This window comes from Corynebacterium silvaticum, assembly GCF_004382825.2.
GTDB lineage: Bacteria > Actinomycetota > Actinomycetes > Mycobacteriales > Mycobacteriaceae > Corynebacterium > Corynebacterium silvaticum.
The window spans coordinates 705,522-726,241 of the sequence record NZ_SDQO02000002.1 but is presented as its reverse complement, the minus strand read 5'-3'; the positions used below and the strand labels follow the sequence as shown (position 1 = coordinate 726,241).

The 20,720-nt window shown below is 53.6% G+C and carries 19 protein-coding genes and 1 pseudogene; 13 read left to right on the top strand and 7 right to left on the bottom strand.

Annotation, left to right across the window (positions count from 1 at the left end; all coding sequences use genetic code 11):
* Positions 1-46 precede the first annotated feature (46 nt).
* The 9 genes and pseudogenes from ET810_RS07620 to ET810_RS07580 all read left to right on the top strand — a co-directional run.
* The gene (locus ET810_RS07620; protein WP_087453490.1) at positions 47-1,615 is read left to right on the top strand and encodes an LCP family protein; all 1,569 of its coding nucleotides are present in this window, start codon (positions 47-49) and stop codon (positions 1,613-1,615) included.
* 110 nt (positions 1,616-1,725) lie between these two features.
* Positions 1,726-2,403, top strand: coding sequence for a TIGR03089 family protein (locus ET810_RS07615; RefSeq protein WP_087453489.1), 678 nt, complete (start codon positions 1,726-1,728; stop codon positions 2,401-2,403).
* A gap of 158 nt (positions 2,404-2,561) precedes the next feature.
* Entirely contained in the window at positions 2,562-3,821 is a 1,260-nt protein-coding gene (locus ET810_RS07610) for an ABC transporter substrate-binding protein (protein WP_087453488.1), read from the top strand.
* A 177-nt stretch (positions 3,822-3,998) separates the two neighbouring features.
* Entirely contained in the window at positions 3,999-5,081 is a 1,083-nt protein-coding gene (locus ET810_RS07605) for a carbohydrate ABC transporter permease (RefSeq protein WP_166741035.1), read from the top strand.
* Positions 5,078-5,914: a carbohydrate ABC transporter permease gene (locus tag ET810_RS07600; RefSeq protein WP_013910937.1), complete on the top strand. Its 837-nt coding sequence runs from the start codon at positions 5,078-5,080 to the stop codon at positions 5,912-5,914. The genes ET810_RS07605 and ET810_RS07600 overlap by 4 nt, the downstream gene beginning before the upstream one ends.
* 39 nt (positions 5,915-5,953) lie before the next feature.
* Positions 5,954-6,157, top strand: a complete 204-nt coding sequence (locus ET810_RS07595) for a hypothetical protein (RefSeq protein ID WP_014525420.1) — start codon at positions 5,954-5,956, stop codon at positions 6,155-6,157.
* A gap of 277 nt (positions 6,158-6,434) precedes the next feature.
* Positions 6,435-7,238 (top strand): MFS transporter, encoded by an 804-nt coding sequence (locus ET810_RS07590; RefSeq protein ID WP_134316234.1) that lies wholly within the window; start codon positions 6,435-6,437, stop codon positions 7,236-7,238.
* A complete protein-coding gene (locus ET810_RS07585; protein WP_087453486.1) occupies positions 7,231-7,914 on the top strand; it encodes a hypothetical protein in 684 nt (227 codons plus the stop codon). Before ET810_RS07590 ends, ET810_RS07585 begins: the two co-directional genes overlap by 8 nt.
* 26 nt (positions 7,915-7,940) lie before the next feature.
* Positions 7,941-8,246 (top strand): annotated as a pseudogene (locus tag ET810_RS07580) (hydrogenase formation protein HypD); the annotation flags it as partial.
* Positions 8,247-8,289: 43 nt separating this feature from the next.
* On the opposite strand, the gene ET810_RS12675 reads toward ET810_RS07580, so the two are convergent.
* From ET810_RS12675 to ET810_RS07540, 7 genes are all read right to left on the bottom strand, one after another.
* Entirely contained in the window at positions 8,290-10,050 is a 1,761-nt protein-coding gene (locus tag ET810_RS12675; protein ID WP_225870491.1) for an iron chelate uptake ABC transporter family permease subunit, read from the bottom strand.
* Positions 10,051-10,064: 14 nt separating this feature from the next.
* Positions 10,065-11,030 carry an ABC transporter substrate-binding protein gene (locus ET810_RS07565; RefSeq protein WP_225870256.1) on the bottom strand — a complete coding sequence of 322 codons (966 nt, stop codon included), beginning with the start codon at positions 11,028-11,030 and terminating at the stop codon, positions 10,065-10,067.
* 502 nt (positions 11,031-11,532) lie between these two features.
* Positions 11,533-12,000 carry a YdcF family protein gene (locus ET810_RS07560; protein ID WP_087453484.1) on the bottom strand — a complete coding sequence of 156 codons (468 nt, stop codon included), beginning with the start codon at positions 11,998-12,000 and terminating at the stop codon, positions 11,533-11,535.
* Positions 12,001-12,005: 5 nt separating this feature from the next.
* The gene (gene purE, locus ET810_RS07555; RefSeq protein ID WP_087453483.1) at positions 12,006-12,506 is read right to left on the bottom strand and encodes a 5-(carboxyamino)imidazole ribonucleotide mutase; all 501 of its coding nucleotides are present in this window, start codon (positions 12,504-12,506) and stop codon (positions 12,006-12,008) included.
* 42 nt (positions 12,507-12,548) lie between these two features.
* Positions 12,549-13,754, bottom strand: coding sequence for a 5-(carboxyamino)imidazole ribonucleotide synthase (locus tag ET810_RS07550; protein ID WP_134316232.1), 1,206 nt, complete (start codon positions 13,752-13,754; stop codon positions 12,549-12,551).
* Positions 13,755-13,900: 146 nt separating this feature from the next.
* A complete protein-coding gene (locus ET810_RS07545; RefSeq protein WP_087453481.1) occupies positions 13,901-14,371 on the bottom strand; it encodes a hypothetical protein in 471 nt (156 codons plus the stop codon).
* Positions 14,372-15,250: a biotin--[acetyl-CoA-carboxylase] ligase gene (locus ET810_RS07540; RefSeq protein WP_134316231.1), complete on the bottom strand. Its 879-nt coding sequence runs from the start codon at positions 15,248-15,250 to the stop codon at positions 14,372-14,374.
* A 241-nt stretch (positions 15,251-15,491) separates the two neighbouring features.
* On the opposite strand from ET810_RS07540, the gene ET810_RS07535 reads away from it, so the two are divergent.
* The 4 genes from ET810_RS07535 to ET810_RS07520 all read left to right on the top strand — a co-directional run bounded on the left by ET810_RS07535 (position 15,492) and on the right by ET810_RS07520 (position 20,549).
* A complete protein-coding gene (locus ET810_RS07535; protein WP_087453480.1) occupies positions 15,492-17,123 on the top strand; it encodes an acyl-CoA carboxylase subunit beta in 1,632 nt (543 codons plus the stop codon).
* Between the two features lie 231 nt (positions 17,124-17,354).
* Positions 17,355-18,986 (top strand): acyl-CoA carboxylase subunit beta, encoded by a 1,632-nt coding sequence (locus ET810_RS07530; RefSeq protein WP_087453479.1) that lies wholly within the window; start codon positions 17,355-17,357, stop codon positions 18,984-18,986.
* 97 nt (positions 18,987-19,083) lie between these two features.
* The gene (locus ET810_RS07525) at positions 19,084-19,332 is read left to right on the top strand and encodes an acyl-CoA carboxylase subunit epsilon (protein WP_087453478.1); all 249 of its coding nucleotides are present in this window, start codon (positions 19,084-19,086) and stop codon (positions 19,330-19,332) included.
* A 182-nt stretch (positions 19,333-19,514) separates the two neighbouring features.
* Complete coding sequence (locus ET810_RS07520) at positions 19,515-20,549, top strand: LacI family DNA-binding transcriptional regulator (protein WP_134316230.1); 1,035 nt, start codon at positions 19,515-19,517, stop codon at positions 20,547-20,549.
* Positions 20,550-20,720: the final 171 nt, after the last annotated feature.

Genomic DNA, 20,720 nt, shown 5'->3' with positions numbered 1-20,720 from the left:
GACTTTTACCTGTTTCTACTCCTTTCTTCATGGAGATCCAACACATATGACCGACAAATACCGTCGTAACCGCGACATTCAGGCGCCGCCTTCAGCGATGCCCGATACCAAACAAATGGGTCCTCGACCCGTTAAGATCTTCCTCGCGTTGATCTCGTCGATAGTGCTGGTCATATCTGGCGCCGGTTACTTCACCATTGGAAAATTAGGTAGCACAGTTGCTTCTGCCGGCAACCTTTCCCTAGGCGGCGACAAAGGGATGAAGGAAGCTGCCGACGGCGCAACTGACGTCCTGCTCGTCGGCTCCGATTCGCGTACCGACGCCCAGGGCAATCCACTTAGCCCGCAGGAGATCGAACTGCTGCACGCCGGCGATGAGGAAAACGATAATACTGACACCATCATGGTGATTCGTATCCCCAACGACGGTTCCTCGGCAACCGCTATCTCTATTCCTCGCGATACGTATGTGCACGACAACAACTTGGGGAATCTCAAAATCAACGGCGTGTACAAAAACTATAAAGATAAGGAAGCCACCAAACTCCTATCGGAGGGAATCAGCGATCAGAAGACTCTCGACGAGCGTTCCAAGCAAGCCGGACGCCAGGCTCTCATCGGTGCGGTGTCCGATCTCACCGGAATTACTGTCGATCACTACGCAGAGGTTGGCCTCCTCGGCTTTGTTCTTTTGACAGAAGCCGTGGGCGGCGTCGAAGTCTGTTTGAACAACAGCGTCAAAGACGAGTACTCCGGCGCTGATTTCGGAGCCGGACGTCAAACGCTTAAGGGTGGGCAGGCGCTTGCCTTTGTCCGCCAGCGGCATGGACTTCCCCGTGGCGACCTGGATCGTATTGTTCGTCAGCAAGCGTTTATGGCCTCACTGGTCAATAAGGTGCTGTCCTCTGGAACCCTAACTAATCCGCAGAAGCTATCAGACATGGGTAAGGCCGTGGAGCGTTCCGTTGTTATCGACCAGAACTGGGATGTGATGAGCTTTGCCAACCAGCTGCAGAATCTTGCTGGCGGCAATGTTCGATTCAATACCATCCCGGTTACTTCGATCGACGGCACCGGAGATTACGGCGAATCCGTTGTTACCGTGGATGTGCAGCAGGTGCATAAGTTCTTTGACCAGCTGCTTAATGGCGGGCCAAAGGAAGGACCTTCAAGCCAGACGTCTCCTGAACCCGCCGATCACACCGCGCATCCCAACACTACTGTGGATGTTCTTAATGCCACCACCACGTCGGGGCTCGCCGCCGAGGTCGCCGGGCATCTGAAGACCAAGGGGTATACCATCGCAGAAACCGGCAATGCTCCCGAGGGATTGTACTCTCATAGCCAGATCTTGGCTGCAGACCCTGAAACCGATGATGCCAAGCACCTTTCCCAGGAGCTCGGTGGCATCCCAGTCGTGCAGCATAGCGGTCTCGATCCACATTCCTATGTAGTAGTTGCCGCCGGCGATTACTCAGGACCGAAGAGCGCCGAGTCGACGACGAGCACGTCAAGCGCAACGTCTGTGGTGGGTCAGCCTGGAGCAGACGAAGGACAAGCAATCGTCTCCCCAGAAATTGATGCCGGTGGAAACGGGCCACGGTGCGTCAACTAGTACTCACTCTGTAGTTTCTATTGACTGGGGCATCGACTTTCTCTATCTGTCGATGCCCCTCAGCCATTGCTGTACACAGTAGATTCTTATTTCCCCTACGATAGATTCTCATGGAACTTCTGCGCACCATACTCTCCTCAGATTCTGCTACCCCACGGTTGACGGTATACAACGAGTCGACTGGGGCCCGGCTCGATTTCTCGGCCCAAACGCTGGATAACTGGGCAGCGAAGGTGGCAAACATGCTGCGCGAGGAACTAGATCTTGAGCAAGACTCACTCATCAGTCTGGATCTTCCAGCAAGCTGGCAATGCGTAGCCATAGTTTTAGGCGCAATGGCAGCAGGAATCGACGTTGAGTTCTGCCCCATCGAGCACGCTCATGGGGCAGTGGCTTTTATGGATTCCGAGCGTATCGACGCTTCCCCGGCCTTCACCGGAGACGTTGTACTTGTCACACAAGATCCTTTTGGACGCGGCGTTGTGGAATGCGGGGGCACAGTTCCCGATGGAATGATCGATTTTGGCCCGACGGTGCGCTTCTACGGTGACCAGTTCTTTGAGCCAGGTACGAAGATTGAGGAGAGCGTCGATACGCAAGCCCTTGCCGAGGTCGACCCTGGTGCGCGCGCCCTGAGCACCGATTGGACCACGTTGACAGAAATGGAACGCACCGTACTAGCGCCGCTTGCGGCAGGCGGATCGGCTGTCGTTGTTACGGGAGTGGCCAGTGATCAGCGACTTGATGCCATCGGACGTGCAGAAAAGATCACGGTTCGATTGTCCTGACCCCCTCTCGCGCATATGGGGTCAATAGTCAGAGATCGACAACGATGTTCATTCATATTTAGTACCCTCTTTACGGGGTGATAAGGGCCATAAGTCCTTTACTTCCGTCGGAGGATCACTACCTTAGTGAGGGAACTCAACGGAAAGGTGATCCCTCGATGAACGTCTCAAAGACCGGCGCGTCGCTTGCAGCCACAGCGCTTTTTGCTTCGGTAGCCCTCGCAGGCTGCTCCTCCGATTCCTCAGCGCCAGCACCGCAGAACACTGACGGTCGCGGCCCCATCACCTTTGCCATGGGCAAAAACGACACGGATAAAGTTATTCCAATTATTGAAAAATGGAATAGCGCGCACCCCGATGAAAAGGTCACGCTCAAAGAACTCGCCGGCGAGGCCGACGATCAACGTGAGACCCTGGTGCAGTCGCTTCAGGCTGGCAACTCTGACTATGACGTGATGGCACTCGATGTGGTCTGGACCGCCGACTTTGCTGCTAACCAGTGGCTGGCCCCCCTCAAAGACGATCTCAAGGTAGACACCTCCGGGCTGCTCAAAGCAACTGTTGAGTCTGCTACCTATAACGGAACTCTCTACGCTCTGCCGCAAAACACCAACGGTCAGCTGCTGTTCCGCAACACCGAAATCGTGCCAGAAGCACCAGCCACGTGGAAAGATCTCACCGCTAGCTGTGAAGCCGCAAAAGCCAAGCACGTGGATTGCCTCACCACTCAGCTCAAGCAGTACGAGGGCCTCACGGTCAACACCGCAGGCTTCATCGAAGGCTGGGGCGGACACATCCTAGATGACTCCGGCGCACCCGCCGTAGATTCCGAAGACTCCAAGGCCGGCGTTCAGGCGCTCGTGGACGGTTACAAGGACGGGTCCATCTCCAAGAACTCCATCTCCGCTACAGAAGAAGAAACCAACCTATCCTTTGTAGCAGGAGAAACCGCTTACGCCATCAACTGGCCGTACATGTACACCAATGCCGCCGAGAGCACCTCTGCGGTCAAGGGCAAGTTTGAGGTCTCCCCACTCGTTGGCAAAGACGGCGTGGGCGTCTCCACCCTGGGTGGCTACAACAATGGCATCAACGTGAACTCCAAGAACAAAGCTACGGCTCTGGACTTTATGAAGTTCATCGTGAACGAGGACAACCAAAAGTCCTTTGCCGATAACTCTTTCCCACCAGTACTCGCATCCATCTACGACGATGAGTCCCTCGTGGCCAAGTACCCCTATCTCCCGGCGCTGAAGAAGTCCCTGGAAAATGCGGCACCTCGCCCAGTCAGCCCCTTCTACCCAGCTATCTCCAAGGCTATTCAAGACAACGCCTACGCTGCTCTCAAGGGAGACAAGAGCGTAGAAGACGCTACCAAGGACATGCGTGCTGCAATCCAGAACGCATCCAAGAAGTAGTCTCAGCTCCACTGAGTTCATACGCTCATAACCGCATATACGGTTCGCACTAAGCTCCAATATCTTTATCAAGGAAGCCTGCACCGGTAAGCTCATGCTCCACGAACATGTTCTTACCGCGGGCTTCCTTTAGTGCTTTAAGGTTGAAGCGGACCAGCATCAGACAAAGGAGGTACCGTGGACACAACGCGCCCAGCGCGAAAAGTTCCTTCTCGGGAAGGAATCGTCGAAGCGCGCCGGAAACAACACCGCAACGCTGCGTTGTTGATCGCCCCCACGCTCATCGTCCTAGCGATCGTTATTGGCTATCCCATCGTCAGGGCCATCTATCTCTCTTTTCAGGAAGACAAAGGCCTTGACCCAGTCACTGGGCTTTTCACCCAAGGTGGTTTCGCTGGGTTAGAGCATTATGCCTACTGGCTAACGCAGCGCTGCGGGACTTCGTCCGGAAGTGCCATCGCGTGCCCACCCGGAGTCATATCCACTGATTTTTGGCCAGCGGTAGGAAATACGCTCTTTTTCACCGTGGTCACGGTAGCCCTAGAAATCGTTCTAGGTGTTGGCATGGCGCTGGTCATGAACAGGGAGTTTCGCGGTAGGGCGCTAGTTCGAGCCGCAGTGCTCATTCCGTGGGCAATCCCTACGGCAGTGACTGCAAAATTGTGGCAGTTTATCTTTGCGGATAAGGGCATCGTCAACTCGCTCCTGCATACCCCAATCCAATGGACTACCGACCCATGGGCTGCACGCTTTGCCGTCATCATTGCCGACGTATGGAAGACCACTCCCTTTATGGCTCTTCTGATTCTCGCGGGCTTACAGATGATCCCCAAAGACGTATACGAGGCAGCTCGTGTCGACGGCGCCAGCACCTGGCAGCAATTCACACAGATCACGCTCCCACTAGTCAAACCCGCTCTCATGGTCGCTGTTCTTTTCAGAACGCTCGATGCCCTGCGTATGTACGACCTTCCGGTCATCTTGATCTCATCGTCGTCAAACTCCCCCACGGCTACGATCTCCCAGCTCGTGGTCGAAGACGTACGTCAGAATCACTTCAACTCGGCTTCTGCGCTCTCCACGCTGATTTTCCTCCTTATTTTCGCCGTCGCTTTCCTGATGATCCGTGTCCTTGGCGCAGACATCACGGGCCGTGGTGACGCCCCCAAGCCGCACCGGCAGCGTCGTCAGCGTCGTGGAAAGCATCAGAAGCTAGATAACTCCACGACTTCCAAAGAAAGGACAGCTACCGCACCATGAATCACAAAATTCGTGCAGCACTAGCCAACTATATCGGTGTGGTCTTTATCCTGATCTGGGGTCTGGCGCCGTTCTATTGGATGCTGATCACCGCACTGCGAAACAAGGATTACACCTTTGAAACCACGCCGTGGCCAACGCATGTAACCCTAGAGAATTTCCGCGACGCGTTGTCCACCGACAAAGGAAACGATTTCCTCGGCGCAATCGTCAACTCTTTGCTGGTAGGCCTTGCCACCACCCTCCTCGCAGTCCTCGTCGGAGTCTTCACCGCATATGCGCTGGCTCGCATCGAGTTTCGAGGGAAAGGAATAGTCACGGGCGTTGTGCTTGCCGCCTCGATGTTCCCCGGCATCGCCCTTGTGACCCCACTTTTCCAGCTCTTTGGCGACCTCGGCTGGATAGGCACCTACCGCGCACTCATCATCCCCAACATTTCCTTTGCGTTGCCGCTGACTATTTACACGCTCGTGTCCTTCTTCCGGCAGCTTCCGTGGGAATTAGAGGAGGCAGCGCTTGTCGACGGCGCCACCCGCAGCCAGGCCTTCCGCCACGTACTGCTGCCCCTTGCGGCACCTGCGTTGTTTACCACCGCCATCTTGGCTTTTATTGCTACGTGGAACGAGTTCATGCTTGCGCGTCAGCTCTCCACAACAGCAACCGAACCTGTCACCGTAGCCATCGCCCGTTTCTCTGGGCCAAGCGCCTTTGAGTTCCCCTACGCAGCCATTATGGCGGCGGGATCCCTGGTGACCATCCCCCTTATTATCATGGTGCTTGCTTTCCAACGCCGTATCGTCTCCGGCCTAACTGCAGGTGGAGTGAAAGCATAATTACCGCTTTCGGGTACTAGGCGCAGTACAATCATCCGCATGAAACCGCGCGATCCTCAGCCCCAAGAGACTAGGAAGAAACTCGTACGCGACTCCATCCTAGGCTTTGTGGGGTTTTTCGCGTTTCTTGCCCTGGTTCAGGCCGTAGTGAATCTGTTTCAGCCACAGCCCTCACTCTGGCCGGCGTTCCTTGCTCTCATTTTGGTCATCGCGACTATCGCCCTGTGGCGAGCGTGGCGTTAACGCCACCTGAGTAATCAGGTCGTATTCCTGAATAGTAGCGAGCGCTTCTAACGCAGAGGGTTCGTCGAGAAGCTCGGGTATACGGCTGCAATAAACGTTCCTTCATTTGCCGTGTAAAAAGAAACGACGCCGAGCAGGTCACAACCGGCACTCCCCCTACGGATTCTGCGCACACAAAACTATGCAAATTCCATTACACACGGTGGTTGTAGCTAAGGCACAAATATAAAGGACGCTTCCCCCCCCCCTTGCTATTTGCATAGTGTGGCATGCACATGTGCTGGATACACATACATATCATGAAGCATACGACCACATCTTCGATTACTACTTACATCATAATCCTCACTTTGGCGGAAATTTTTCCGAAAACATGCACGCCTCAACGTCGCATTTGAAAAGATGTTGTCACGATATACAAAACATTTGGGAAGGATCTATAGGAAAGCAGCGGGTAACTGAGATGTTTGAAATCTTCTCTCGATACTGGCGTGTCGTACTACCCGCTAGCGGCTCCTTGCTTCTGGCAAGCCTTACTGGCGGACTATCAGGTGATTTATTTAATCTCCTGATAACAAGAGAGCTCGGATGGGAAAGCAGCAAACTCTCGATAATCTATTTCTTAATGCTGCTTAGCGTTCCCATCCAAATGCTTGGTCCAAGTCTCGCTCGCCAGGCTGGATACAGAAAAATGATGAGCACCGGCGTGACAGTTATGCTCATTTGCCTTGTGATAATGCTCTTTGCCGTTTGGTATCCCGCCTCAAAGTTCCACCAATTGTTCCTACTTGGAATGTGTGCAGTTGTCGTGGAAATAGCCTATTCCCTGTCGTTCGGCACAGTATGGAGCGCCTGGATAAGTGAGATTGTTTCTCGTGAAAAACGCCCGGGAGTTATGGCAATAACCAGCATCATCTCTCAGTGCTCAATGATCGATCACCGCATTTGCCATACAGACAGTTATTTTTCACGGGCAGGTATCGAAAACTTTTTACTCTGCATTAGCCATAGCCACTATCGCATACACAATAAGTGCACTCATCGCGATCAGGGGACTGCCAACGGTAGAAGAGATGCGTAAGGAGTCCATCAGCTTATCGTCCATCTTTTCCAGCATATTTCGAGATACAAAAATACTGTATGCACATCCTCAGTACCGCACGTTAACTCTGGATGCATCTCTACAGCTTTTTGTTGGCGTTCCCCTGATTGCGGTGTTCATCTCTCAGCTCATCGGAACTGACCCTAAATTTGTTGCTCTAGCTTTACTTTTAAAGCCAGTCACATCCATATTTGTTATGTTTTTCATTGCGCGGCGAGGAGATCGAATAGAACCGATAAGGTCGATTCTCATTTCCGGTTCTGTTGTCGCTGTCACATTAGTTGGGTGGCTGCTTCTAACATTATGCACTTCCGGCAATCTTAACCAAGCGGTTAGAAATACTGTTCCCATCTTATTAGTGCCGCTCATGTTTGGGGCCAAGGCAATTTATTCGGTTATGGTCTCGCATATCACTGTAGACATCATGCGTAAAGAGCATCGTCTAGCGTTTTATACGCTTACCGACATACTTTCATCATCATCAATCCAAATCGCCAATAGCCTAGGAGGCTTAGCAATCACCGCTTCAACCGCCTCACACTATCAGTTTTACGGGATTCCGATTCCTGTGACAGCCTGGATAATAATTGGATTGTTCATCCTCTTGTATCTCTTATCCCGCTACAAGTCAATGGGCAAAGCGGTGTTGATTTAGAAAGACAGAACACGCACACCTTCGCCTTTGAATGGCGCGGTCTCGGCTGGATTCCACAATCTTGTCTTGGTATTTCCGCAGAGTTCTCGGCCTGGGACGCCGAGAAAATTTTCTCTATCCCAGGTAAACGCATCCCCGACCCTGTCACATGCGAATGTGGTTCCATGCTCACAGGAAAAATAAAACCTTGGCAATGCCGTGTCTTCGGCACTGCGTGCACACCACAAACCCCCATAGGAACATGCATGGTATCGCCTGAGGGGGCCTGTGCCGCTTACTATAATTTCGGTCGACTCAACCGTAAAGCAGCTAGCAATCTGGCAGACGTGTAACGATCCGTCTTATCTGGAAGAACACTCCCCTGCATCGAAAAATCTAACTATCTACAGTGTTCATCCACGGCAACATGGCTGGCCCACGCTGGGTAGTAATGAACTCCGCTTGCAATGAATACATGGCACGAATCGTCTCTGCGTGAACAATGTCCGAGGGCGCTCCCGAACTGATCAGACTCGTACGCGAATCATCCTCACTCAGACGCCGTAGCGTCACAGCATGATCCGCAAGTGCTAGAGCATGATTCGGGTCATGCAGTGTCGCTAGCAAAGTGATGCCTTGTCCGCGCAGCATGTCCATGACCTCCAACACGCGTTGCTGATTATAAAGATCCAAATAGGTCGTCGGCTCATCCAGCAATAAAATATCTGGTTCTTGTGCCAACGCTCGTGCGATCATCACCATCTGGCGTTCGCCGCCGCTTAACGTTGTGTATTGCCGACGCGCCAGATGCCCCACGCCCAACATGTCCAAGGCACTGTGCGCGGCATCGACGTCCTTGGGAGCTGGGGAAGAAAACGCCCTGATAAACCGCACGCGCCCTGTCAAAACAACATCTACTACGTCAAAAGGAAAAGACATTGCGTGTGCTTGGGTCACAAATCCCAAGACTGCGTTTGGGGTATCAACGGTAATAGCGCCGCTGTGCACCGGAGTAAGGCCAGCGATCGCCGAGAGTAACGTCGATTTGCCGCAACCATTAGCACCTAAAAGCGCTGTAATTTTCCCGGCAGGGAAGGTATCCGTCACATCACGAATCACTAAGCGTTGGCCATAGCCGATACTCACTGATTCCATACTCATTCCTACTGCCATTGACCTGCCTTTGTTGAGCGCAGCAACAACCAAAAAAACCGGTGCACCTACGAGCGTGGTAATGATACTGACGGGGATCTCAAAACCCGTAGCTGTCCGAGCTACAGTATCGATGACCTCCATCAGCGCCGCCCCCAACGCAGCAGAAACCGGGATAAGTACTCGGTGGTCAGGTCCTAGAAGCATCCTCACGATATGCGGGACAATAAGCCCCAAAAGCGCCACCACTCCCACCATAGAAACAGACAAAGCTGACACCAACGCGGATAAGACGATAAAGAGAACACGGTATCTCTCCACGTGCATCCCCGACACTTTTGCTTCGGTCTCTCCCATGGTTAAAACATTGAGCCGCCAGCGCAAACCAATCATGAAAAAGCAACCAAGAAGAATCAGTAACCATGTGGGCTTAAGAGTTGACCACGTCACCCCGTTGAAGCTTCCCATGGTCCATAACACGATGGCTTGCAACGACTTCTCATGCGATGTTATTTGAACGATCGAGAGCAAAGCAGTAAATACCGCTGAGGTGATGACACCCGACAGAACCAAGTTCACTATTGGAACCGAGTTCTTTGTTCGCGCCATGAAATAGGTCATGGCTAAAGCCACAAGCGCAAACACAAAAGCACTGATGGGAACGGGTATCCAGCGCCATACTGCGATAGCTAAAGCCGCACCAAAAGCTGCCCCCGAAGACAAGCCCAAAATATACGGATCCACCAGCGGGTTACGCAGCACTCCCTGCAGCGTCGCTCCGGACATGGCTAGAGCCATGCCTACCAGTAAAGAGGTCACTACCCGGGGGAGTCGAATATCGGCTATCACAACGGAGACAGTTTCTTGGCTACCGCATAACCGCGCGACGAGAGCCGCAAGCGCCTCACTTGGGTTGGCTCCATAACTACCGAGCATCATAGACACAAAGAATGCCACGAGTGGAGAAAGAAGCAGCCCGACAATAAGGAGTTTGCGGCTTCTCATTAAGCGTTGTGAATTCACTGAGCTGGCTTGAATCCTGGGTAATGCACGCCGTACATATCTACAAAATACTGATCAGTTTCTGCAGAATTATCCCAGCCCTTGAATGCCTCAGGGTTGATGTCTTGCGCGACCTTGGCAGTTGCCATTGCTAGACGCCCAGTCATCATGTCATAAAGGAACGGATCATCAAGCTCAAAGACCTGCTTGTTCTTCACTGCATCGAGGTTCTTCCACGCAGAGAAATCAACTCCGCCTACGTTCTTGCCCTCAATAACATCTGAAGGGTCGATCTCCGAGTTGTACCACATGTAGATCGCATCAGGATTGAGCTTGGCCAGGGTTTCCAGGGAAACAACCGGATGCTCGGAAGCCTTGGCAGAGTTATCCCACTTGGCAATCACGTTGGTTCCACCGGCAGCCTCAATCAGGTCATTAGCACTGGACTTTGTGCCAGCGGTACCGTAAGCGTCGCCCCACATCCAGAACACAGAGGGTTTCTTTTCGATCGTGCTCGTCTTCTCAGCGATCTTGTCCATCTGTTTCTTCAAAAGTGCGTTGACTGTAGCACCACGCTCAGGGGTTCCATTGACATTAGCCATATCGACGGCCAACTTGTCCAGGTCTGCAAAGGAAGTCAGGAATACCGCATACACCGGCACCTTCAAGGTCTCCTCGATGGCAGCAATCGCTTTATCATCGGCAGACTCTGCCCACAGAACCACAAAATCGGGTTTCAAAGCGGCAAGCGCCTCCAAGTCATAGCTACCGTCTTGAGAAGCGATAACCGGCAACTTGGAAAAGCCCGGGTGAACTGCCTCAAGGAAGTCCTTCTTAAACGTAGGCTCCCAGACTTCGCCCGTTCCCACGATCTTCTTGCTACCACCCACAGCCATCATGGTGTTCATCGCGTTTTCTACTAGGAACACAGAGCGCTCAGAGGCCTTGGGAAGTTTTACCTGACGGCCATGAAAGTCAGTCACAGTGATACCAGCCGCTTGGGTTTTTTCTTGTGAAGCTTTTCTGGAGCTGTGCTGCATCCCGATAAAGCCAACGCCACTACCGCGAACATCGCGGTCCAGAGCGCAAATATTTTCTTCATAGTCCCTCTCGATTCCAAAATCTCACATTCAACGTAACAATGGAATGTTGAGGGCCCTATTTTTGTTGCGATAAACACAAAGACCGAACAACGCTTACTACCTGCTGAGATGCTCCGCTCAAGAAACCTGCTCCCCACTCCCCGGCCCATCTCAAAGAGCATTCTTTATAGCATCATCGCTACATCAAAGTGGCCACTATCAGCAGGTTTGCTGCTGGAAGGCTTCTAGACGCATCTGCAATCAAAATAATCAACAAAAGTTAATTACAGCGATACATCCGCGCTATGAACTAAATCGGTGGGGCTAAATCAAGGGGTGGCAGTAAAGGGGCCTGACATGCTCCGGCCAACACACTTCGCGGGTTTGTCGTGGTGTCGCAAAGCTAAGCTACTCGACGCCACGCTATCCGCAGCAGCGAATGCGGCAACGCAAAGATCTCGCGAACAAAATTCCGCACTCTAAAGGGCGGCTTGGTCACTGCGGAACTTACCGTTATGGGGATTCCTAGGTGCCGCGCCCACGCGAGGGTGCGAAGTTTATGAAAATCGCTCGTTACCACGATCCATGTGCGGGTTTCGGGTAGGAGGGCGTGCGCATTTTCCAAGTTCTCGTTGGTGCTGGTCGCTTCGGGTTCAATTATCAAGCGTTGTGAATCCAATCCGTGGCGCACCAACCAGTCCCCCATCACAGCAGCTTCGCCTTTTCCAGAGACTACAACAGGGCCTGACGTTTGTTGCGACAACTCCAAGGCATGCTGGAGACGCCACAACAACACATGTCCGGGTTCGGCACCGCGAACTTTAGAGCCGAGGGTAAGAATCGTCGATTCTTTCCAGAAATCAGCCGACAAAAGTCTTACTCGCCCATCAATGTGCGCTTGAGGTTAGCGTCTTTCTGCTCGACTTCCTTACGCATTGTGTCTTGATACGCAACCATTTTTTCTGTCAGGGCCGGGTCACCCGCAGAAAGGATGCGTACAGCAAGGAGTCCCGCATTCTTTGCCCCGCCGATGGAAACCGTGGCAACGGGAACGCCTCCCGGCATCTGCACGATAGAAAGCAAAGAGTCCATACCATCGAGGTCTTTGAGCGCACGCGGAATACCGATCACGGGCAGTGGCGTAGCCGCGGCAACCATACCTGGCAGATGAGCTGCGCCCCCGGCACAAGCGATAATCGCTTTCAGCCCTCTCGTGTGAGCCGACTTGGCATAGGCCAGCATCTTTTCGGGAGTGCGGTGTGCGGAAACCACACCGACTTCAAAGGGGATGCCAAACTCAGCCAGAGTTTCTGCTGCTGGTTGCACTGTGGGCCAGTCGGAATCGGAGCCCATAATAAGGCCGACGAGAGGGGACATGTTTTCTCCTAGTTTTGGTAAAAAGCCGGCAAAGAACCGAGATTAGTCCCACGTTGCGTGGACTAGATACTGTGCGGCGAGGCGGGCGTCGGCACGCGTTGTCTCAACGTCAGTACCAGTGAGATTGACGTGTCCTATCTTACGGCCAGCTCGATAGGCTTTCCCGTACAGGTGAACCTTTGCGTTAGGAAAACGACGCATAACTTCTGCAACGCGCTCCCCCATCGGCTGAGCAGGATCGGTTGCCGCCCCAAGAATATTCGCCATCACAGTAACCGGCGCGGTGAGATCGGTAGCGCCGAGCGGATAATCCAATACTGCACGAATGTGCTGCTCAAATTGGCTGGTCACGCATCCGTCTTGTGTCCAGTGCCCAGTGTTGTGCGGACGCATGGCTAGCTCGTTGACAAAAATCTCTGGCTGTCCGTCCTCACCGCGAGTCTCAAAGAGCTCCACGGCAAGCGCTCCCGTGACGCCGAGCTCAGTGGCAATGCGGATGGAAAGCTCGCGGCACTGGTTTTCTAATGCCTCGCCCAAACCCGGCGCGGGTGCAAGCGCTTCCGTACAAATCCCGTCAGTTTGTACCGATTCCACCACGGGCCAGCTTTGCGCCTCACCGCTGGGGATACGCGCTACCATGGCGGAGAGTTCGCGAACAAGCTGGACTTTTTTCTCGCCCATCAGCGAAGTTCCGTTGCTAAGAAGCTTGTCGACGAGCTCTTCTAACTCCGTCACCGAATCCGGGAACCACACCCCATGCCCGTCATAGCCACCCCGGCACGCCTTCACGCACACCTGACCATCCACCGATTCCCAGAAAGCGCGCGCGTCTTCCACACTGCTGATCGGGGCAAATGGCGGGACTGGCGCGCCCATTTCTTTAAGGCGCGTACGCATTACGAGTTTGTCTTGGGCGTTGAGCAAAGCATCGGGCTGGGGCTGCACGTTGTAGCCCTCAGCGATAAGTGTGCGCAGGTGTTCAGATGGCACATGCTCATGATCAAAAGTCACGGCATTCGACCCGGCCACAACGCGACGCAGATCGTCGAGGTTTGCGTAATCGCCGATGATCACGTCAGCGGCTACTTGAGCGGCGGAAGAATCATGAGAGCTTGCCAGAACCCGAATTGATTGCCCCAGTTCAATGGCCTCTGTGTGCATCATTCGTGCCATTTGTCCGTCGCCAATCACACACAGAATTGGCATGTCTGGTGCGTGTGCTGCTGGATTACCGCTGCTGTGAGTCACGGGTAACAACTATAGCTTGTGAGCAGAAGAGAAAGGGTGTTCTGCATTGGTTGCAAGAAAACACCGCCTGTCCGCTTCAGTGCCCTCTCCCCGTTAGCGGGCAAAAAAGAAGAGACATTATCTAATATGCGTCTCCTTCTAGAACTCTATCCCCAATGCCCGCGCCCTTGATTCATGCCTTCCTCAATGGACGCAACCACGTGCTTGGCTTTTGCTACGTTAGCCAGCATGATGGGACGTTGGTACCCAGAGACGGCCAAAGAAATATTCTTGCGCTTACGTCCCACATGGCGCACCGCACGCAGCGGGATTGATTCACTAGCCCCCATGATGCCTTGAGCACGCAGAATCACTCGTTGATCGGTAACAATCACACGTTCTTTGCGGGCACGCAGCACGGGCAGGGCAAATCGCCAGAGTGCCAGCGCTGCCCATAGCCCTACCACGGCGTTGCGTAGTTGGATGGAGTCCTGGGGGTCACGATCCAGGTATCCGATGAGCATCCAGCACACGCCTGTGATGAGTAGGAGCTCGCAGACGGGATAGATTAGGGAGACAAGTGAGCGGGTGACGTCGACACGCACAATTTCGTCGGGTAGAACTCGGACTCGTGCCACTTATTTATCCTGGAGTCGCAAATGGGTCACGTCTCCGGCCATGAGCTCGTGGAGCTCCCCTTGTGAGTCGCGAACGCAGATAAGCCCGGCGTCGGAGACCGATTCCGCTACGCCGAGGAGTTCCTCGTTTTCCGATAGGACTACTCGAACGTCAGCGCCTATAGAGGTGCACACCTGGCGGTATTCTGCCATCAGGGCGGGGTCGTTGTCCTCCCATTGGCGCAGTCGTCGATGCAGCGCTGTCAGTACTCGAACTGCTAGTTCGTTGCGCTCGTAAGGTATTACTTCTAATTCCAGGCTTGTGGCATGCGGCACCGGAAGTTCCTCACGCGTGAGCGAGGTGTTAAGCCCAAGGCCTATAACCACAGCGGGTTCTTCTCCTAGGCTCACGGCCTCAGCAAGGATGCCGCACAACTTACGCCCCTCGCAGAGCAGGTCATTGGGCCACTTGAGGCCGACTCCTTCTGCACCTTTGAGGGCGTCGATAAGCGCTAATCCAGTAGCTAATGGCATCGTGCCGAGCCGGAAAACCGATTCCCGCGGCGGCCGGATAAGTACGGAAAGGGTGAGCTGCGCACCCGCTGGCGCCTCATAGCGCCTCCCCATGCGCCCGCGACCCAGGCTTTGATGTTCTGTGAGAATGACAGTCCACGCAGGTGCTCCCTCATGCGCGGCGGCGACCAGATCCGTGTTAGTGGATCCCGTCGTTGATGAATGCAGAATGCGCGCGAAAGGGCCGTCATCTATTAACTGCTCGCGCAACCACCCGACGTTGAGAGGGGTCCGCGAGTCACGGCTACCGCCGTCACCTTCTACGCGAGCGCTTTGTGTTGCGTCCTTATCCACCGTTTCTCCTGACCCTATGCTCATTCGCATCATTTTAGCCGTTTGCCTCCCAACTCGTTGAGTCCTCATTACTGGTGCAATCTTGGGCTTGAATGCCGGAATGGATGCCGGAATGTGGGAGGGATGAGCCCTTATAGGGCCCACTAGGAGACATGCGGAAAAAATTTTTTTGTGCGCAAAATAACCAGCGTGCGGTGGGAAAACGCACTTTTCCGGGAAAAAATTTAACGTTTTGCCCTGGAAACTGTCGCGATACCAGTCTATGCTGCCAAACATGACACTTTCCTCACCTTTTGTTGATGTTGCCGCGCTCAAAGACATGACCACCACAGCTGGCAAGATCGCGGACTTCAAAGCGCGACGCGCTGAAGCAGGTCAGCCTATGGGCGCAAAAGCTCTGGATAAAGTTAAACAAGCCGGCAGGCTCACGGCTCGCGAACGACTCGACTACCTTCTAGACGAGGGTTCTTTCATTGAAACCGATCAGCTCGCGCGCCACCGCACCTTTGACTTTGGCATGCACAAAAAACGCCCCGTCACCGACGGAATCGTAACCGGCTGGGGCACTATCGACGGCCGCGAAGTATGCATCTTCTCCCAAGACGGAACCGTTTTCGGCGGCGCGCTCGGCGAGGTATACGGCGAAAAAATGATCAAGATTATGGAACTTGCCGTTGCCACCGGACGCCCTCTCATCGGCCTCTACGAGGGCGCAGGCGCCCGCATTCAAGACGGCGCGGTCTCCCTAGATCTCATCGCGCAGACTTTTTATCACAACATCAATTCTTCCGGAGTAGTTCCCCAGATCTCCGTCATCATGGGAAGTTGCGCGGGCGGAAACGCCTACTCCCCCGCCCTCACCGATTTCGTGGTGATGGTGGACCGAACCTCCAAGATGTTTGTCACCGGACCGGATGTTATTAAAACAGTAACCGGAGAAATCATCTCCCAAGAGGAACTCGGCGGGGCCAATGCTCATATGACTGCAGCTGGCAACAGCCACTTCACCGCAGCAGACGATGAGGAAGCCCTCGATTTTGTCCAAGACCTTGTCAGGTTCCTCCCCTCGAACAATCGCAGCGTCGCCCCGCGCGAGGACTACGACCAAGAAGAGGGAAGCATAGAGGACAACCTCACCCCAGATGACCTGCGACTGGACCACATCATCCCAGATTCTCCGTCAATTCCTTATGATGTCCGCAGCGTCATCGAATCAATCACCGACGACGGCGGCTACCTGGAGATCCAGGCAGATCGCGCAGAAAATGTTGTCATAGCGTTCGGCCGCATCGAAGGCGAATCGGTAGGTTTTGTTGCCAATCAGCCCACCCAGCTTGCCGGCTGCCTCGACATTGACGCTTCGGAGAAGGCAGCACGATTTATCCGCACATGCGACGCATTCAATATTCCTATCGTGATGCTTGTCGACGTCCCCGGCTTTCTACCCGGCGCAGGGCAAGAACATAACGGCATCCTGCGCCGTGGCGCTAAATTACTGTATGCCTACGGCGAGGCCACGGTTCCAAAGATCACCGTCATCATGCGGAAAGCCTATGGCGGAGCGTATTGCGTCATGGGATCTAAGGGACTAGGAGCTGACGTCAACCTCGCCTGGCCAACCGCTCAAATCGCCGTGATGGGCGCGGCAGGGGCCGTCGGATTCTTGCACCGACGCGAACTCATCGCAGCGGCCGAGAATGGCGACGACGTTGTAGCTCTCAGCGAAGCCCTAGAGCGGGAGTATGAGGATCACATGCTCAACCCCTATCTAGCTGCCGAGCGTGGGCTTATCGACGCAGTCATTTTGCCCAGCGAGACCCGCGGACACATTTCGCGCAACCTCCGGCTCCTCAAGAACAAGCATGTTCAGCGCCCGGCACGCAAGCACGGAAACATCCCGCTATAGGCGGCATCAACCTCGCTTCCGAAGAGTTTTTCGCAGCAGCACTTTCCCCTACTACCCCCATATATCTGTAGAAAACTTCAAAGCACACACCCCCAAAGAGGGAAATTTTTGCAGGTCAAGAGTCTTAATTTCCATTGTGACTCCATATAGCAGAAAAATCCTTCAGGAACATACCGAAGTTTTTTTGAAACGTCTCACAATTTTTGGGTACTACCTTTACACTATTGAGTCATGACTGCCGCAACGATCAACGATCAGGGAACTCCAGCTCCCGATCTCACCACCACTGCCGGAAAGCTCGCGGATCTTCGCGCCCGCCTCGCTGAGACCGTGGCCCCCATGGGCCCGGCCTCGATTGAAAAGGTACATGCAGCGGGGAAAAAGACCGCTCGCGAGCGTATTGAATATCTCCTCGACGACAATTCCTTTGTCGAGGTCGACGCACTAGCGCGCCATCGTTCCAAGAATTTTGGACTTGACGCCAAGCGCCCCGTCACCGACGGCGTGGTTACCGGCTACGGCACCATTGAGGGACGCAAGGTCTGTGTCTTCTCCCAAGACGGTGCGGTCTTTGGCGGCGCTTTGGGTGAGGTCTATGGCGAGAAGATCGTCAAGATCATGGATCTGGCCATTAAGACCGGCGTCCCACTCATCGGCATTAATGAAGGCGCTGGCGCTCGTATCCAAGAGGGCGTTGTCTCCCTTGGTCTTTATTCCAAGATTTTCTACCGCAACACCTTGGCGTCTGGCGTTATCCCGCAGATCTCCCTCATCATGGGTGCTTGCGCCGGCGGTCACGTTTACTCCCCTGCGCTCACCGACTTCATCATCATGGTGGATAAGACCTCCAAGATGTTCATCACCGGCCCTGACGTAATCAAGACCGTCACTGGCGAGGAAGTCACCCAAGAGGAATTGGGTGGCGCACACACCCACATGTCCACCTCCGGTACCTCCCACTACACCGCGTCTGATGATGCAGATGCATTGGATTGGGTTCGCGATCTCGTGGGATTCCTACCGTCCAACAACCGCGCAGAAGCTCCTCGGGAAGCTACCGAGCTTATGGTCGGATCGATTCAGGAGAACATCACCGAGTCTGACCTTGAACTAGACACGCTGATCCCCGATTCCCCGAACCAGCCATATGACATGAAGGACGTCATCTCCCGCATCGTTGATGACGGAGACTTCTTTGAGGTTCAGGAACACTACGCCGGCAATATCATTATCGGTTTTGGCCGGGTAGAGGGCAGAAGCGTAGGAATCGTTGCCAACCAGCCCACCGAGTTCGCCGGCTGTTTGGATATCAAGGCATCAGAGAAGGCAGCTCGTTTTATTCGCACCTGCGATGCCTTTAACGTTCCGATCATCGAGTTCGTGGATGTTCCAGGCTTCCTGCCCGGAACCAACCAAGAATACGATGGCATTATCCGTCGTGGCGCTAAGCTGCTGTACGCATATTCCGAGGCGAGCGTTGGCAAGATCACTGTGATCACCCGTAAGTCCTATGGCGGGGCCTACTGCGTGATGGGTTCAAAGGACATGGGCGCGGACATCGTACTCGCATGGCCTACTGCACAGATCGCTGTCATGGGCGCCTCGGGCGCAGTGGGATTCATCTACCGCAAGGAGCTGAAGAACGCCGCAGCCAATGGCCAAGATGTTGTTGCACTGGCCAAGGAATATGAAAAGGAATACGAGGAAACTCTCGTTAACCCTTATATGGCAGCAGAGCGCGGCTACGTAGATGCCGTCATCCCTCCGAGCGAGACCCGCGGCCAGATCATCGAAGGTTTGCGCTTGCTTGATCGCAAGGTCGTTAATATGCCGGCTAAGAAGCACGGTAACATCCCGCTGTAATATTCGAATATGTCATTTAGGGGCTTGGTGCTACTAGCCGCTGTCTCAGTGCACCACGTTCTTATCCTGTTCATCCAATGACAAGAAGGTATTTTCTATGTCTGACACGTCCACCACGACCGAAGAAGCCACCTCGGCCAAGAAGCCTTTTCTTACCGTGGTAAAAGGCAATCCGGACAATGTCCAAGTGGCTGCAATCACCACCGTGATTGCGTCCCTTGCTCAAGACGCAGAGAAAGCCGCCGCTAAAGACCGTGATCGTAACCTCTGGGGCAGCGTTGAAGAGCGGCTACAACGCCCCACTACGTACAATCCCACAGCCTTTAGGAATGTAAGTTTCTATTAAGAAAACTTAGAAAATCTCAGTAGTTAAACCCCCTTCTTTGTGTGCTATTCCACACCGAAAGAGAAGGGGGTTTACGTGTGAATAACAGCTATTTTCTTCCATTTCCCCATTTGACCATTACGCTGGTGTAAGTTAATTTTAGTTAAGTTCAGATTGCAAACGTTTGCACCAAAGCAGGTTTTATGGAAGCTCCTCGTACTCCCGTCACGTCTTATCCGCGCCGTCGCCGCCAATCGACAACACTCAAAGACATTGCCGCTGAGACAGGCTTTTCTATCAGCACAGTGTCCCGCGCCCTCGCGCATAACCCGGTAATCCCAGAGTCCACACGTACCATCGTTGCGGAAACCGCCAAGCGGCTCAATTACCGTCCCAACGCCCAAGCGAAAGCACTCCGTAACCAAAAAACAAACCTCATCGGCGTTCTACTGCCCAACATCTGCAACCCATATTTCAATACTCTTGCCTTTGAGATCCAACAGGCCGCGCGCGCCAAGGGCTACAGCACGATTCTCTCCAACACAGATGAATCCCCGATCGTCCTCAATAGCGCACTCGAAACGATGAACAGCCAGCAAGTCGACGGCATCATCGTTGTCCCTCACATTCAATCCGCAGAGAAAATCACAGAGCTTGCCGACGCCGGAGTCCCCATCGTCGCAGCAGACCGAAGCGTTCTTGGGGGTTCCGTCCCCTCAGTAACCTCGGATCCGCTTCCGGCCATGAAAGAAGCTATCCGGCTTCTCAGTCTGAACAGCCAAGCAAAGATCGGTTACCTCGCAGGCCCCCAGGACACTTCCACCGGCAGGGTAAGGCTTGAGGCGATTACGTCCATCAAGGAAGACCTACGTATCCCCTCCCCCGATGTCTATTTCGGTGGATACCACTATGATGCCGGACGCGCAGGAACTCTTGAGCTCTTAGATCGAGGAGTCAACAGCATCCTCACAGGTGACATGATGATGGCAGTTGGTGCCCTCAGTGCTATCTATTCCCGCAAGCTGAAAATTGGTAAAGATGTAGCACTCATTGGCTTTGATAACGCCGCCGTGTTCACGCTTCAAGAATCACCACTTACCGTCATTGACCAGCAAGTGGAAGCCATCGGCCAGAAAGCCTTTGAGCTGTTGTACTCCATCATGAAAACCGACGCAACGCCTGAATCTGTTGTCATCCCCACGGTGCTCAAAGTCAGAGATTCCCACACGCTAACCTAAAAAAGCATTCCTACAATAGAATTACATAACGAGCATTTTTACACTGTATCCCTATGTTTTTATTTACATTTTTCACGGGAAACATAAAGTTCTCGGATTTTTGATTGCTCGGAACATCCGCAGGACGGTGTGTTAATCACTGAACTACATGTGACCTGGTTTGTGCCAGTC